The sequence below is a fragment of the Streptomyces sp. NPDC048415 genome, assembly GCF_040651675.1.
In the GTDB taxonomy this organism is placed as follows: domain Bacteria; phylum Actinomycetota; class Actinomycetes; order Streptomycetales; family Streptomycetaceae; genus Streptomyces.
Genome location: NZ_JBEZKJ010000001.1, coordinates 98,764 through 113,940, shown reverse-complemented (window position 1 = coordinate 113,940; position 15,177 = coordinate 98,764). Strand labels below are relative to the sequence as shown.

Below are 15,177 nucleotides of genomic sequence, written 5' to 3'. Positions count from 1 at the left end.
CGAAGCCGAGGAGTTGTTCCTCCTCCTCGACGGCGACTCGGCATGCCGGCCTCCGAGCCGCGCGTCCGGACGCCCGGCGACTGGCAGACCTGGAAGTCCGGCAGCGGGCAGAAGGTCCTCCGGGGCGGCGGGCAGCCTGATGTACGTCCCCTCCGGCTGCCCGCACGGATTCGCCGATCCGGGCACACGGCACGGCATCCACCAGCTCACGCCGATGAAGCGAGGGAACTACGGGAGCCGGCGTACCCCGTCAGCCCTCCTCGCCCGCCACATGGATCCCGAACACCGCTCCCTGCGGGTCCCGCAGCACCGCGATGCGTGGGCCGTCCGGTACCGAGGTGGGTTCCATGAGCATGCTGCCGCCCGCGCCGACGGCGGCGTTCGCCGTGGCGTCCACGTCCTCGACGGCGAAGTACGGCAGCCAGTGCGAGGGGACCTCGTGCGGGAACTTCTCGTCCATCGTCAGCATGCCGCCGAAGTCGGCGCCGTCGATGCCCCACTGGGTGTACTCCTCCGAGGCGTTGACGGTCCAGCCGAACACCCGGGTGTAGAACTCCGTGACCCGGTCCGGCGCCCGGGTCAGCAGCTCCACCCAGCCCAGCGCGCCCGGAGCGTTGAACAGGCCCGCCCCGGGAAAGGCCCGCGCCTGCCACAGCTGGAAGGCCGCGCCATCGGGGTCGAAGGCGACCGCGAAACGGCCCACGTCGAACACGTCCATCGGGCCGAGGACGACCGTGCCGCCGGCATCCTGCACCGCCCGTACGGCGGCGTCCGCGTCGGCGACGGCGAACGACACGTTCCAGGCGACGGGCTGCGAGTCCTGGTACAGCGGGGAGATCGCCGCGACCGCGGCGTCCCCGAGGTGCGCGATCGTGTAGCCGCCCGCCTCCTGGCGCGGATCCGTCTCCGGGCGCCAGCCGAACAGATCGGCGTAGAAGCGCTTGGCCGCCTCCAGATCACTGGTCGCCAGCTCCGTCCAGCAGGGTCCGCCGGTCACCGGCCTGTCGAGCTTCATGGCGTTCCTTCCGCTGCGAGTCCCCTCAGAACGCTAATCCCGGGTCGCAGCACGAGCCATCCGGGCGAGAAGGTGACGGGGTGAGGGACACCTCAGGGCCGGTAGCGCAGGGGATGATCTCCGGGGACCTCGACGATCACGATCTCGGTGCCGTCCGGATCCGCGATCCACATCTCGATCAGCCCCCACGGCTCCCGCACCGGCGGGCGCACCACCTGGACCCCGGCGGCCGTCAGCTCCTCGTGGGCCGCCGTCGCGTCCGGTACCTGGAGCCACAGCTTGAGCGCGGGGGAGGGCGGGGTCGCCGACCGCCCCGCGACCTCCAGGAAGCCGCCGCCGAGGAAGTAGACGGTCCCGCGCTCGGGGCCCGTACCGAACTCGCGGTAGACGGCGAGGCCCAGCTGCTCGCCGTAGAAGACACGGGAACGCTCCGGGTCGGTGGGGCGCAGGAGGGTCCGGCTGCTCAGTACATGCACCATGCATCCGCAGCCTAGGGGAGGGTTAGGCTCTTCGGTGCCGCAGCCGCGCCACTGAACGGAGAAACGCTCCATGGACACCGCCGCCTCCACCGGACTGACCTTTCGCGACGCCGCCGACGGCGACGTGGACGTCCTGGTCGCGCTGATCGAGTCCGCGTACCGGGGCGACTCGAGCCGGTCCGGCTGGACCACGGAGGCGGACATCCTCCAAGGGCAGCGGACCGACCCCGAGGGCGTGCTGGCGGTCATCAAGGCGCCCGACAGCCGCCTTCTGACCGTCGAGCGGGACGGCACGGTCGCCGCCTGCTGCCAGCTCGAACACCGCGGTGACCACGCCTACTTCGGCATGTTCGCGGTCAGCCCCGCGCTGCAGGGCGAGGGCCTCGGCAAGGTGATCATCGCGGAGGCGGAGCGGACGGCCCGTGAGACGTGGGGCGTCACGGAGATGCACATGACCGTGATCTCCGTACGCGACGACCTCATCGCCTGGTACGAGCGGCGCGGCTACCGCCGTACGGGAAAGATGACGCCCTTCCCGTACGGCGACGAGCGCTTCGGTATTCCGCAGCGTGACGACCTGCAGTTCGAGCTGCTGGTCAAGCCGCTGGCATAGGTGTTCCCCGGTGGAGGGACCTGCGCCGTTCGCTACGCCGTGAAGCGTCCGGTGCGCTTGATCTCGGGGTAGTCGGTGGTCGCGCCGTCCAGCTCCAGGGCGCGCACCAGCCGCAGCTGGTCCTGGGTGTTCACCACCCAGCCGATGATCCGCAGGTCGGCCTTGCGGGCGTGCTCGACGATCTCCAGAGTCAGCCTGCGGATGTTGAGGCACACGGTCGCGGCGCCGACCTCCGTGGCGCGGTCCACGACATCGATGCCAAAGCGGCTCGCGATGAGCGCGGTGCGGACGCCCGGCACCAGCCGGGCGATCTCGGCGAGCGCCTCGTCGTGGAACGACGACACCTCGACCCGGCCCACCAGATCCCGCCGGTGCATGACCTCGGCCAGCGCCCTGGCCGCCGCCACATCCTTGATCTCCGCCTGCAGCGGCGTCCGCACGGCGTCCAGCACCTCGTCGAACACGGGGACGCGCTCACCGCGCCCCGCGTCCAGCGCCCGCAGCTCGGCGAGGGTCTTCTCGGCGATCGGCCCCGAGCCGTCGGTCGTACGGTCCACTTCGGCGTCGTGCATGACGACGAGGGCGCCGTCCTTGCTCAGATGCAGATCGAGTTCGATCAGGTCGAGGCCCGCGTGCTGGGCGGCGATGAAGGAACGGAGCGTGTTCTCGGGTTCGATACCCATCACTCCGCGATGACCGATGGTGAGGAAGTTCAAGATTCGACTCGCTTCCGTCGACGGCGGCTCGGCTCGCGCGTGGTCTCCGACGGGGGCGTCCACGCGGCAGGCCGCAGCCTAATGGCCCCGGTGTGCGATGTACCCGTTCGTACGCGGGGCAATGGGGGTGTCCGGCAGGGGAGAGCTGCCTCGAACCGCCGGGACGGGTCACTCCCCGGTGGGCGAGTCCCATGACGGTTGACCGGGCCGCCGCCCTTGCCACTTCGAGGACTGATGGCTAGTCATGTCCCTGCCCGACAAGGGCTTTCATCCGTCCGCTCCGGAGAGGTCCCGCGATGCCCCACGAGCCCGCGCCCGACGTCCTCGCCCTCATCGGGGCCATCAGGGCCCACTTCCCGGATCTGGGAGGCGCCGTCACCGACGCGGCCGAGGCCCGCCGCATCCTGGCCGCCGCACCCGCCTGGCCCTTCGAGCCGCCTGCCGTGGACCGGGTCGAGGACCGCGCGATACCGGGTCCGCAGGGGGCGCCGGAGATTCCGGTACGGATCTATCGGCCGCGGCCGGATCTCCCGCAGCCGCCCACCCCCCGCCCCACCGTCGTCTTCTTCCACGGCGGCGGATGGACCATCGGCGGCCTGGACACGCACGACCCCATCGCGCGCGCCCTGTGCCGGGACGCCGGCGCGGTCGTCGTGTCGGTCGACTACCGGCTCGCGCCCGAGGCCCGCTTCCCCGCGGCCGTCGACGACGCGTACGCGGCGCTGTGCTGGGCCGCGCGGCACGTCGGTGAACTGGGCCAGGACTCCGGTGCGTTGGTGGTCGCGGGCGACAGCGCCGGCGGGAACCTCGCGGCCGTCGCCGCGCTGACCGCCCGCGACCGGGGCGGCCCGGCGCTCGCGCTCCAGGTGCTCGTCTATCCCGCGACCGACGCGCGCCCGCGCGAGGCATCGCCCGACTGGAACGGCCCGGGGTATTTCCTCACGCCCTCCCACGGCCGTTGGTTCGTCGAGCAGTACTTCGGTCCCGCCGACGACCGGGCGCACCCGAACGCCTCGCCTCTCCTGGCCGATCTGCACCACCTGCCGCCCGCCCACATCGTCACGGCGGGTTTCGATCCGCTCCGCGAGGAGGGGCGGGCGTATGCCGCGAAGCTGCGGACGTCCGGTGGACGGGTCACCGAGAGTGACTACCCGGGCATGTTCCACGGATTCTTCGGCTTCCCCGAGCTTCTTGAGGACGCCCGTGACGCCCAGCGGCGCGTAGCGGAAGTAATCGCCTCCACGGTGTCCGGCAGGAAAAAGAGCGGTGAAGGTGGGGGTGGCGCAGGATAATCTCCAGAGTCTCCCCTTGCGGGAGGGAACCTCACTTACATACGGTGTCCATACGCGAGGTTCTCCTGTAGAGGATGGGACATGACGGAAATTCTTGTGCAAGCGGGTACGGAGGGGCGGGTTCCTCCCGTGGGCAGGGTGGTGGAGCACCCGGCATGGCCCGTGCTCAAGGATGCCGTGGAGGAGATCCGGCCCTGGCAGTCCAAGGACGGCTCCATCGACTTCGAGGCGGAGGGCGCGCCCGACGCCTCCGACGCCGAGCTGGCCGTACGCCGTGCCATAGACGCGATCGAGCGGCTCGCCCCGCTGCTGCCGCACGACGCCGCGTACCACGAGGCGCTCGTGAAGGATCTGCGGCGCTGGGCCGACGACGGCTTCCAGGTGCCCGACTTCCTCGACTCGCTGCTGGCCTTCCAGCCCGCGGCGGACCGCGAGGACGGCCTCCAGCACCTGGTCGTCTTCCCGATGTACACGCAGAACGGCAACCCGAACCGCAACTTCGAAGCAGTCGTCCTGCGCATGGTGTGGCCCGAGTGGCTGGCCGAACTGGAGCGCACCCGCTACGACAACCCGCTGTTCTGCGGCATCACGTTCGAGGACTTCACCGCGGGCTACGACACCAATTCGGCCGTTCTCTTCCCGGAGACCATCGCGGTGCGCGAGGCGCCCGAGCGCTTCAGCTGGGGCGGCATCTTCTGCGACCGCGAGGCCGCCCGCTTCCGTGCCGTCACCGACGCCGCCGTGGACATCCTGGACCTCCAGCTGCCTGAGGACATCGCGGCCATGGTCCACGACCAGGAGCGCTGCGAGCAGGCATTCGTGCTGTGGGACATGGTCCACGACCGCACCCACAGCCACGGCGACCTGCCCTTCGACCCGTTCATGATCAAGCAGCGCCAGCCGTTCTGGATGTACGGCCTCGAGGAGCTGCGCTGCGACCTCACCGCCTTCAAGGAGGCCGTGAAGCTGGCGGACGACGGATTCCCGCAAGGCCGTGACGTGCAGTACGCGGTGCTCTTCGACCGGATGTTCCGCTTCCCGGTGACCGGCGAGCGCGTCCGCAACTACGACGGCCTCGGCGGCCAGCTGCTCTTCGCCTACCTGCACAAGCACGATGTCGTCCGCTGGACCGACAACAAGCTGCACATCGACTGGCAGCGCGCCCCGCAGGTCACCAACCAGCTGTGCGCCGAGATCGAGGACCTCTACCGGGCCGGCATCGACCGCCCCAAGCTCGTCCACTGGTTCAAGGCGTACGAGCTGGTCTCCACCTACCTCGCCCCGCATCCCGGCTCCCGCTGGGCCAAGGGTCCGGACGCCCTCGACCTGACCCAGCCCCCGCGTAAGCTCGTGGACGACGTGCTCCCGGACGAGTTTCCGCTGAGCATGTTCTATGAGGCGCTCTCCAAGAAGCTGAAGAACGTGATCGCCTCCACCAAGGGCATCACCGCGGCGAACGCCGAGCGGGTCGCCGCGTGAGCGCCCGGACCATGGACGCTCAGGAGGCGAAGAAGATGAGGAACGGGTCTCTCAGCGGTGCGGTGATCGCGGTGGCGGGCGCGGGTGGACCCGCCGGACGCGCGACGCTTGCCAGGCTCGCCGACGCGGGCGCGACCGTCGTCGGCTCGGACAACGACCCCGAGCGGCTCGCGGAGGCCGTGGACGCGGCCCGCTACGGGCACGGCGGCGCCACCGTCGTCGGGGACACGGTCGACCTGCTCGACCTGCAGTCGACCCGCGACTGGGCCGCCCGTATCGAGAAGGACTTCGGTCGCGTCGACGGCCTGGTCCACCTCGTCGGCGGCTGGCGCGGCAGCGAGACCTTCACCAAGACGAGCCTCGACGACTGGGACTTCCTGGAGTTGCTGCTCATCCGCACCGTGCAGCACACCTCCCTCGCCTTCCACGAGGCGTTGCAGCGCAGCGACCGCGGCCGGTACGTCCTGATCAGCGCCGAGGGCGCGAGCAAGCCCAGCGCGAGCAACGCCGCCTACGCCGCGGGCAAGGCCGCCGCCGAGGCGTGGACGCTGGCCATGGCCGACTACTTCCGCAAGGCCGGGGGTGCGCAGGGGCCGACTTCCGCGGCTGTCATCCTGGTGGTCAAGGCACTGGTGCACGACGCCATGCGCGCCGAGCGCCCGAACGCGAAGTTCGCGGGCTTCACGGACGTCAAGGATCTGGCCGAGTCCATCGCCGACGTCTGGGACCGGCCCGCCGGTGAAGTGAACGGAAACCGTCTGTGGCTGACCGAGAAGCCGTGAACCCTCCGAAGACCGATGCCCGGCGTCACCACGACCCGGCCGTGCGCGGCTTCGCCAGCGACAACTACGCGGGGGCCCACCCCGAGGTGCTCGCCGCCATAGCCCTGGCCAACGGCGGGCACCAGGTCGCGTACGGCGAGGACGACTACACCGAGAGTCTGCAGCGGATCATCCGCAGCCACTTCGGTGCGACCGCGGAGGCCTTCCCGGTCTTCAACGGCACGGGCGCGAACGTCGTCGCGCTCCAGGCGGTCACCGACCGCTGGGGCGCGGTGATCTGCGCGGAGAGCGCGCACATCAACGTCGACGAGGGCGGCGCCCCCGAGCGCATGGGCGGCCTCAAGCTGCTCACGGTGCCCACGCCAGACGGCAAGCTCAGACCCGAGCTGATCGACCGGCAGGCGTACGGCTGGGACGACGAGCACCGCGCGATGCCGCAGGTCGTCTCGATCACCCAGAGCACCGAGCTGGGCACCCTCTACACGCCCGACGAGATCCGCGCGATCTGTGAGCACGCCCACGCGCACGGCATGAAGGTCCATCTGGACGGGTCCCGGATATCCAATGCGGCCGCCTCCCTGGACGTCCCGATGCGGACGTTCACCAACGCGGTCGGGGTGGACATCCTGTCGCTGGGCGGCACCAAGAACGGCGCGCTGTTCGGCGAGGCCGTCGTCGTCCTCAACCAGGACGCCGTCAGCCACATGAAGCATCTGCGCAAGCTGTCCATGCAACTCGCCTCCAAGATGCGCTTCGTCTCCGTGCAGCTGGAGGCGCTGCTCGCCAAGGACCTGTGGCTGCGCAACGCCCGTCACTCCAACGAGATGGCGCAACGCCTCGCCGAGGGCGTGCGCGCGGTGCACGGTGTGGAGATCCTCCACCCGGTGCAGGCCAACGCGGTCTTCGCGCGCCTGCCGCACGACGTGAGCGAGCGCCTGCAGAAGCGCTTCCGCTTCTACTTCTGGGACGAGGCCGCGGGCGACGTCCGCTGGATGTGCTCCTTCGACACGACCGAGGACGACGTCGACGGGTTCGTGGCGGCGCTCAAGGAGGAGATGGCCCACCAGTAGGGCACCTGCTTCGGCCCTCACCGGGTCATGCATAGATATGCGGTCACCTGAAAAATCATTGACTCTCGGGTGATCGCATTCCTATGCTCTACGGCCATGGAGCTGATCCAGAACACCGCTGATCTGTCCGCTTACCTGGCCGCCGACGAGGTCGTCGACCATCATCACCCGGTCGTACGGGAGACGGCCGCGCGTCTCGCCAGGAGCGCCGCCGACTCGTATGCCTATGCACGGTCGGCGTTCGAATTCGTGCGCGACACCATTCCGCACTCGCAGGACTCCGGTGATCTGCGGGTCACCTGGCGGGCCTCCGACGTCCTGGAGCAGCGCACCGGCATCTGCTACGCCAAGGCCCATGCCCTGGCGGCGCTGCTGCGGGCGGAGGACATCCCGACGGCGTTGTGCTATCAGAAGTTCGACGAGGTGCACGGGCTCGTCGCCGTACGGTTCAACGGCGCCTGGCACCGGCAGGACCCCCGGGGCAACAAGCCGGGCGTCGATGCCCAGTTCTCCCTCGACGGTGAGCGGCTGGCCTTCACGCCCGACCTTCAGTCCAATGAGTTGGACTACCCGGTGTTGTATGCTGAACCTCACCCGGCCGTGCTGGGCGTTCTCAAGGCCGCCCCCGACCGGCCGTCCCTGTGGAAGACGCTTCCCACCGCACTCTGAGGCGAGGCAGACGATGACTCTCACGCTCACCGTGTCCGACGAGGTGCGTGCCCTCGCACCCGGTTTCACCCACGTCGCCATCGAGGCGTATGGGCTCGTCAACGGGCCCAGCACCGAGGGGACTTCGGTGCTGCTCGACGACGCGGCCCGCCGTCTGGCCGTACGACTGGACGGTCGCGCTCCGCAGGAGGACCCGCACATGGCGGCCTGGCGGGAGGTGTACACGACGTTCGGTTCCAAGCCGTCGCGCACCCGCAACTCGGCCGAGGCGCTGGCCAAGCGCGCCCTCTCCGATACGGGACTGCCCCGGATCAACGCCCTGGTCGACGTCTACAACGCGATCAGCGTCGCCCACCTGATCCCGGTCGGCGGTGAGGATGCCGACCGCGTCCAGGGCGCTATGCGGCTCGTGCGCGCCACGGGCCACGAGGAGTTCGTGACCGTCGCGGGCGGCGCGGAGGTCGTCGAGCACCCTGACGCGGGCGAGGTGGTGTGGCGCGACGACGCGGGTGTGACCTGCCGTCGCTGGAACTGGCGCCAAGGGCCGCGCACACGGCTCACGGAAGCGTCCGTGTCGGCGATCTTCCTCCTTGAGAGCCTGGCGCCGATGCCGGTCGCCGACGTGGAGACCGCCGGCGCCGAACTCGCTGAGCTGCTCGAGAAGTTCAGCCCCGGGGCGCGGATCACCGTGCACGCGCCGGAGTGACGGTTCAGCGGGCTGCGGTGGCGCCGGTGCGGCGACTCAGAGCGCCACGCTCGCGCCTGGGGTGACGATTGCGCGCGCCGCCGTCGCGCCGGGCGTGACGATTCTGCGCGCCACCGTCGCGTCGCAGACGAAGGCTCAGCGCGCCTCGGCCGCGCGCACCTGCTCGGGGGTCGGAGCCGTGCCGCCGAGGTGGGCCGGCATCCACCAGGTGTCGTCCGGACCCTTGGGGCGGACGGGATAGGCGCGCTGTGCGGCCTCCAGGAGCTCCTGGACACGCTCGCGCAGCCGCCGCGTGATGGCGCCCGCGTACTGGTCCTGGGGTGCTTCCACCGGCTCGCCCACCCGAATGGTGATCGGGGTGTGGCTGCGCTTGAAGTTGCGCGGGTGGCCCTTGGTCCACAGCCGCTGGGTGCCCCACAGCGCCATCGGGATCAGCGGGACGCCGGCCTCCTGGGCCATGCGCGCGGCACCCGACTTGAAGCTCTTCAGAGTGAAGGACTGCGAAATGGTCGCCTCGGGGAAGACGCCGATGATCTCGCCGGAGCGCAGCGAATCCAGCGCGTGCTGATACGCCTTCTCGCCCTGCTTACGGTCCACCGGGATGTGCTTCATGCCGCGCATGAGCGGACCGGAGATCTTGTGCCGGAAGACCGACTCCTTCGCCATGAAACGCACGAGGCGCTTCTGCGGCAGAGCGGCCATGCCGTCGAAGATGAAGTCCAGGTAGCTGATGTGATTGCTCACCAGCACGGCGCCGCCCGAGCGCGGAATGTTCTCCGATCCCTTGCAGTCGATCTTGAGGTCCCAGGCCTTGAACAACGTTTGGGCGAGACCGACGACGGGACGGTAGACAAGCTCTGCCATGGACGGGGTGGACCCTTCTCTCTGCCGGGGAAAGGGGGCTCCCGGCGGGAAAGTTACGCAGCCGTAGGTTTACGGCATTGCGCAGATCGTGCCCCAAGAACGGACGAGTAGCCAGTCCTGGTGCCCGAGAGGCGCGAGATCCTTGTCACGTCCATCACTTGATCCACCTCGTACTTTTAAGCCGCTTTTACTCCGCGCGTACCGCCACCCGACGCACGATCAGGTACATCTCGCAGCCCAGGCAGTATCCGAAGGCGGCGTTGAGGAACGCGGCCGCGAGCGCGCAGCCGGTCGCCGCGAGCCCCAGCCACTGCGGACCCGCCGTGTAGCCGATCAGTCCCACCACCGCGAACACGAGCCCGACCGCCTGCGCGAACTGCGGCGGCTGCGGCGCCTCGAACTCCGTGGGCGGCCCCAGACGCGGCCGTACGGCCTTCCTGAACAGCCAGCCGTACGGAGAGCGCGCCACGCCGCCCGACGCGCCCAGCGCGAACGCCAGCGTCTGCCACGCCAGTACCCACACGCTGCCGGTGATCAGCACGGCCGCCAGTACGACGGTCGTCACGGCCGCACCGAACCGCGGTCCCCTCACATCGATGTCCATGAATCAAGCATTCCGTACGGAAGGTGATCCGGGGAGCGGGGAATCTTTGCGGTCTCGTAAATGGTTGTGCAGTGAATGACCGGAGTTGTGGTGTGTGCGGCGGTGCTCGCGGTGGCGAGCGCGTACGGAGTGCTGCATCGGCGGCGGAGCGGGAGGGTGAGAGTGCGCGGGCGCGACGGTGGAAAGCGGCTCGGCGCGGCCGAGTTGGGGGAGGGGCTCGGCGCACGGGCCACGCTCGTCCAGTTCTCCAGCGCCTTCTGCGCGCCCTGCCGGGCGACTCGGCGGGTACTCACCGAGGTGGCCGACATGGTCCCGGGCGTGTCACACGTGGAGATCGACGCCGAGGACCACCTCGACCTCGTACGCGAACTCGACATCCTCAAGACCCCGACCGTCCTCGTGCTCGACGCGGACGGTCGGATCGTGCGGAGGGCAACGGGGCAGCCGCGCAAGGCGGATGTCATCGCGGCGCTGGGAGAGGCCGTCTGACGTGGCGATCGTGGTGAGGCATCTCCCAGATGCCGGTACACACTTGACTGCACGCACCACCTATCGTCAGCCTGACCGTATGCCCCCGGAACTCCTTCTCTTCGAGCGCGTCCACGTGGACCTGGCCCGTACCGCGAGCGCGCGGTGTCCCGGCTGTTGAGCAGCCACGGATCATCCGCTCGTCACCTCTCGCAGAAGGACAATTCCATGACGGCCACGCCCGACCTCGGCACCCCTCAGCTCGCCTCTCCCGACCTGCTGCGCTCCGTCTTCCGGCGGCACGCCGCCGGTGTCGCCGTGATCACGGCCCCCGGCGCTGGGGGCCCCGTCGGCTTCACCGCCACCTCGCTCACATCGGTCTCCGCCGAGCCGCCGGTCGTCTCCTTCGGCGTCGGCCTCGGCGCCTCCAGCTGGCCGGCGATATCCGAGTCGGATCACATCGGCGTGCACATACTCGGCGAACACCAGCAGGAGCTGGCCGCCACCTTCGCCAGGAGCGGCGCCGACCGCTTCGGCGCGCCCACCCGTTGGCGTACGGGGCCCGAAGACGTGCCCGTCCTCGACGACGTCCTCGCCTGGCTCGTGTGCCGTGTCGTCGCGCGGGTGCCCGCCGGGGATCACCGGATCGTCCTGGCCGAGGTCCTTCTCGGCGACCCCTCCGGCGCGGGCCGTCCGCTCCTGTATCACCAGGGGCGCTTCAACGGCCTGCGCGACTGAAGTTACTCGTCGGTCCTACTCGGCGGTTACACAGCGTTGCCAAGGTCACAGTTCAAAGCGCTTGCTTAGTGGGCACGCAATGGGTGTACTGACGAGTAATATTTCGTTCGGAGCGCGGGCCGCCCCGACCGGAAACGGCCGCTTCAGGCGCCTATGCTGCCTGAAAGCAGGCAGCCCAGAAATGACGATGCAGTAGGAGAGCCGGCGTGAGCTTGAGGATCGTTGTCACTGTGAAGTACGTGCCCGACGCCACTGGCGACCGGCACTTCGCCGATGACCTGACCGTCGACCGTGACGACGTGGACGGCCTGCTGTCCGAGCTCGACGAATACGCCGTCGAGCAGGCGCTGCAGATCGCCGAGGATGCGGACGACGCCGAGATCACCGTGCTGACCGTGGGCCCCGAGGACGCCAAGGACGCGCTGCGCAAGGCGCTGTCCATGGGCGCGGACAAGGCCATCCACGTCGAGGACGACGACCTCCACGGCACCGACGCCATCGGCACCTCGCTGGTGCTGGCGAAGGCGATCGAGAAGGCCGGCTACGACCTGGTCATCTCCGGCATGGCCTCCACCGACGGCACCATGGGCGTGGTCCCCGCCCTGCTGGCCGAGCGCCTGGGTGTCCCGCAGGTCACGCTGCTCTCCGAAGTCTCTGTCGATGACGGCGTCGTCAAGGGCCGCCGCGACGGCGACTCCGCCTCCGAGCAGCTGGAGGCGTCCCTCCCGGCCGTCGTGTCGGTCACCGACCAGTCGGGTGAGGCGCGTTACCCCTCCTTCAAGGGCATCATGGCCGCCAAGAAGAAGCCGGTTCAGTCCTGGGACCTGGAAGACCTGGAGATCGAGGCGGACGAGGTCGGCCTCGGCGGCGCCCACACCGTCGTGGACTCCGCGGCCGAGCGCCCGGCGCGCACCGCCGGCACGATCGTCAAGGACGAGGGCGAGGGCGGCAAGCAGCTCGCTGAGTTCCTCGCGGGCCAGAAGTTCATCTAGCTGCTGGGCGTCCGGGGGTTCCCCGGACTGACGCAGCGTCCAAGGCCCAAACCCCTTACCGCCCCTCAGACTTCGCAATCCGCAGGAGAGCAATCCCATGGCTGAAGTTCTCGTCTACGTCGACCACGTGGACGGTGCCGTCCGCAAGCCCACCCTTGAACTGCTGACGCTGGCCCGCCGCATCGGTGAGCCCGTCGCCGTCGCCCTCGGCTCGGGTGCCGAGAACACCGCCGCCGCGCTCGCCGAGCACGGCGCGGTCAAGGTCCTCACGCACGACGCCGCCGAGTACGCCGACTACCTGGTCGTACCGAAGGTGGACGCGCTGCAGGCCGCGTACGAGGCCGTCTCGCCGGCCGCCGTGCTGCTGCCGTCCTCCGCCGAGGCCAAGGAGATCGCCGCCCGCCTGGCGCTGCGTATCGGCTCCGGCATCATCACCGACGCCGTCGACCTGGAGGCCGGCGATGAGGGTCCGGTGGCCACGCAGTCCGCGTTCGCCGCGTCCTTCACCACCAAGTCCCGTGTCGCCAAGGGCACTCCGGTCATCACGGTCAAGCCCAACTCGGCTCCCGTGGAGGCCGCCCCGGCCGCCGGCGCCGTCGAGGCCCTCGCGGTCTCCTTCTCCGAGAAGGCCACCGGCACCAAGGTCACCGCTCGTACCCCGCGCGAGTCGACCGGCCGCCCCGAGCTGACCGAGGCCGCGATCGTGGTCTCCGGCGGCCGTGGTGTCAACGGCGCCGAGAACTTCTCGATCATCGAGTCGCTCGCCGACTCCCTCGGTGCGGCCGTGGGCGCCTCGCGCGCCGCCGTCGACGCCGGCTGGTACCCGCACACCAACCAGGTCGGCCAGACGGGCAAGTCCGTCTCCCCGCAGCTGTACATCGCCTCCGGTATCTCCGGTGCGATCCAGCACCGCGCCGGTATGCAGACCTCGAAGACGATCGTGGCGATCAACAAGGACGCCGAGGCCCCGATCTTCGACCTGGTCGACTACGGCGTGGTCGGCGACCTCTTCGAGGTCGTCCCGCAGCTCACCGAGGAGATCAAGTCCCGCAAGGGCTGATCCGTCGACTCGTCTGTCCGCCGGGGCCGCGTGGTGATCATCACCGCGCGGCCCCGGCCGGTTTCGGGGGACCATTGACGCAGGTCGAGGCCGCCTATTAACTTCACTATACGGATTGTTGATTCCGTGTAGCGGAAAACAGGAGGGTGTGGGAATGGGTCAGGGTCAGCAGGAGAAGGTGGCGACGAGCCTCGCGGGCGCCGTCAGCGAGGAGATCAGCGACTCCCTCGCCCCGGTCGACGCCGAGTTGGAGCGCCGCTACCCCGGAGACCCCGGCACCCGGCAGCCCGTCCACACCGTGTACGTCCCCGGTGACGCGTTCGCCGCCGACACCGTCCGCTCCTGGGGCGACCGGGCCCTCGCCGCCCTGGACGAGCACGCCCCGGACGCCGCCTCCTTCGCCGCCGTCCTCGGCCTCACCGACGACCTCGCCGGGCCCGTCTACGACCGCGTACGGGCCAAGCTGGAGCGGGAGCCCATCGAGGACCTGCGCGTCGACTTCGAGGACGGCTACGGCCCGCGCCCCGACGCCGAGGAGGACGAGGCGGCGGCCCGCGCGGCCCGGCTGATCGCCGAGGCGTACGAGAACGGCACGGCGGCCCCGTACATGGGCATCCGCATGAAGTGCATGGAGTCTCCGGTCCGCGACCGCGGCATCCGCACCCTCGACATCTTCCTCACCGGCCTGATGGAGGCCGGCGGTCTGCCCGAGGGGCTCGTGCTGACGCTGCCGAAGGTGACGTACGCGGAGCAGGTCACCGCGATGGTGCGGCTCCTGGAGGAGTTCGAGAAGGCGCGCGGCATCGAGCCCGGTCGGATCGGCTTCGAGATCCAGATCGAGACCAGCCAGTCCATCCTCGCCACCGACGGCACCGCGACCGTCGCCCGTATGATCCAGGCCGCCGAGGGCCGCGCCACCGGCCTTCACTACGGCACCTTCGACTACAGCGCCTGTCTCGGTGTCTCCGCCGCCTACCAGGCCAGCGACCACCCGGCCGCCGACCACGCCAAGGCGATCATGCAGGTCGCGGCGGCCGGCACCGGCGTACGCGTCTCGGACGGCTCCACGAACGTCCTGCCGGTCGGTCCCACCGAGAAGGTCCACGACGCCTGGCGGCTGCACTACGGCCTGACCCGCCGCGCCCTGGCCCGCGCCTACTACCAGGGCTGGGACATGCACCCCGGCCACATCCCGACCCGCTACGCGGCCGTCTTCGCCTTCTACCGCGAGGGCTACGAGCAGGCCGCGGCCCGCCTCGCCCGGTACGCGGGCCACGTCGGCGGCGACGTCATGGACGAACCCGCCACCGCCAAGGCCCTCAGCGGCTACCTGCTGCGCGGCCTGGACTGCGGTGCCCTCGACATCGCCGAGGTCGCCCGGCTGACCGGTCTCACCCGCGCCGACCTCGAGGGATTTGCGGCGCCGCGGCGGGGAGATCTGACGATCTCGGGCAGCTAGGGAGCGCGGAAGGCGGCGCGGGGCTACGACACCGGGCGAGGCTGCCGCATGTGCGGCTCCGCCGCGTGGTCGCGTCCGCCGAAAGCGGTCCGTCCCGCCGCACGCCGATCCGCCCGGCCCACTCATCGAGCCGACCGCGCAGGCGTACGTTCACCACGAAGCCTGTGCGAG

17 protein-coding genes are annotated in these 15,177 nt (G+C 70.0%); 12 read left to right on the top strand and 5 right to left on the bottom strand.

Going from position 1 to position 15,177, the window contains the following annotated elements; translation table 11 throughout:
* Positions 1-250: 250 nt before the first annotated feature.
* Positions 251-1,015 (bottom strand): VOC family protein, encoded by a 765-nt coding sequence (locus AB0D27_RS00455; protein WP_362500723.1) that lies wholly within the window; start codon positions 1,013-1,015, stop codon positions 251-253.
* A gap of 92 nt (positions 1,016-1,107) precedes the next feature.
* The gene (locus tag AB0D27_RS00450) at positions 1,108-1,494 is read right to left on the bottom strand and encodes a VOC family protein (RefSeq protein WP_362500722.1); all 387 of its coding nucleotides are present in this window, start codon (positions 1,492-1,494) and stop codon (positions 1,108-1,110) included.
* Positions 1,495-1,564: 70 nt separating this feature from the next.
* Here AB0D27_RS00450 and AB0D27_RS00445 point away from each other — a divergent pair, with 70 nt between their 5' ends.
* Positions 1,565-2,107, top strand: a complete 543-nt coding sequence (locus AB0D27_RS00445; protein WP_362500721.1) for a GNAT family N-acetyltransferase — start codon at positions 1,565-1,567, stop codon at positions 2,105-2,107.
* A gap of 32 nt (positions 2,108-2,139) precedes the next feature.
* On the opposite strand, the gene AB0D27_RS00440 is transcribed toward AB0D27_RS00445, so the two are convergent.
* Entirely contained in the window at positions 2,140-2,823 is a 684-nt protein-coding gene (locus tag AB0D27_RS00440; protein WP_362500720.1) for a glycerophosphodiester phosphodiesterase family protein, read from the bottom strand.
* Positions 2,824-3,119: 296 nt separating this feature from the next.
* Here AB0D27_RS00440 and AB0D27_RS00435 point away from each other — a divergent pair, with 296 nt between their 5' ends.
* The 6 genes from AB0D27_RS00435 (at position 3,120) to AB0D27_RS00410 (ending at position 8,821) form a co-directional block, all read left to right on the top strand.
* On the top strand, positions 3,120-4,115 hold the full coding sequence (locus AB0D27_RS00435) for an alpha/beta hydrolase (protein ID WP_362500719.1): 996 nt from the start codon (positions 3,120-3,122) through the stop codon (positions 4,113-4,115).
* A gap of 81 nt (positions 4,116-4,196) precedes the next feature.
* Positions 4,197-5,594 (top strand): DUF6421 family protein, encoded by a 1,398-nt coding sequence (locus tag AB0D27_RS00430; protein ID WP_362500718.1) that lies wholly within the window; start codon positions 4,197-4,199, stop codon positions 5,592-5,594.
* Between the two features lie 35 nt (positions 5,595-5,629).
* Positions 5,630-6,376, top strand: a complete 747-nt coding sequence (locus tag AB0D27_RS00425) for an SDR family oxidoreductase (RefSeq protein ID WP_362500717.1) — start codon at positions 5,630-5,632, stop codon at positions 6,374-6,376.
* Positions 6,373-7,446: a low specificity L-threonine aldolase gene (locus AB0D27_RS00420; RefSeq protein WP_362500716.1), complete on the top strand. Its 1,074-nt coding sequence runs from the start codon at positions 6,373-6,375 to the stop codon at positions 7,444-7,446. The genes AB0D27_RS00425 and AB0D27_RS00420 overlap by 4 nt, the downstream gene beginning before the upstream one ends.
* A gap of 96 nt (positions 7,447-7,542) precedes the next feature.
* Positions 7,543-8,115 carry a transglutaminase family protein gene (locus tag AB0D27_RS00415; protein ID WP_362500715.1) on the top strand — a complete coding sequence of 191 codons (573 nt, stop codon included), beginning with the start codon at positions 7,543-7,545 and terminating at the stop codon, positions 8,113-8,115.
* A gap of 13 nt (positions 8,116-8,128) precedes the next feature.
* A complete protein-coding gene (locus tag AB0D27_RS00410; protein WP_362500714.1) occupies positions 8,129-8,821 on the top strand; it encodes a phenylalanine--tRNA ligase beta subunit-related protein in 693 nt (230 codons plus the stop codon).
* A 135-nt stretch (positions 8,822-8,956) separates the two neighbouring features.
* Here the strand turns inward: AB0D27_RS00410 and AB0D27_RS00405 are convergent, their stop codons facing one another.
* Entirely contained in the window at positions 8,957-9,685 is a 729-nt protein-coding gene (locus tag AB0D27_RS00405; RefSeq protein ID WP_362500713.1) for a lysophospholipid acyltransferase family protein, read from the bottom strand.
* A gap of 187 nt (positions 9,686-9,872) precedes the next feature.
* Positions 9,873-10,289, bottom strand: a complete 417-nt coding sequence (locus tag AB0D27_RS00400) for a DUF4395 domain-containing protein (protein ID WP_362500712.1) — start codon at positions 10,287-10,289, stop codon at positions 9,873-9,875.
* Positions 10,290-10,364: 75 nt separating this feature from the next.
* Between AB0D27_RS00400 and AB0D27_RS00395 the strand changes: the two genes are divergently transcribed.
* The 5 genes from AB0D27_RS00395 to AB0D27_RS00375 all read left to right on the top strand — a co-directional run bounded on the left by AB0D27_RS00395 (position 10,365) and on the right by AB0D27_RS00375 (position 15,006).
* A complete protein-coding gene (locus tag AB0D27_RS00395; protein ID WP_362500711.1) occupies positions 10,365-10,778 on the top strand; it encodes a thioredoxin family protein in 414 nt (137 codons plus the stop codon).
* Positions 10,779-10,985: 207 nt separating this feature from the next.
* A complete protein-coding gene (locus AB0D27_RS00390) occupies positions 10,986-11,495 on the top strand; it encodes a flavin reductase family protein (protein ID WP_362500710.1) in 510 nt (169 codons plus the stop codon).
* A gap of 206 nt (positions 11,496-11,701) precedes the next feature.
* Positions 11,702-12,487 (top strand): electron transfer flavoprotein subunit beta/FixA family protein, encoded by a 786-nt coding sequence (locus AB0D27_RS00385; RefSeq protein ID WP_362500709.1) that lies wholly within the window; start codon positions 11,702-11,704, stop codon positions 12,485-12,487.
* A gap of 97 nt (positions 12,488-12,584) precedes the next feature.
* Positions 12,585-13,547 carry an electron transfer flavoprotein subunit alpha/FixB family protein gene (locus AB0D27_RS00380; RefSeq protein ID WP_362500708.1) on the top strand — a complete coding sequence of 321 codons (963 nt, stop codon included), beginning with the start codon at positions 12,585-12,587 and terminating at the stop codon, positions 13,545-13,547.
* Positions 13,548-13,701: 154 nt separating this feature from the next.
* A complete protein-coding gene (locus AB0D27_RS00375) occupies positions 13,702-15,006 on the top strand; it encodes an aldolase/citrate lyase family protein (protein ID WP_362500707.1) in 1,305 nt (434 codons plus the stop codon).
* Positions 15,007-15,177 lie beyond the last annotated feature (171 nt).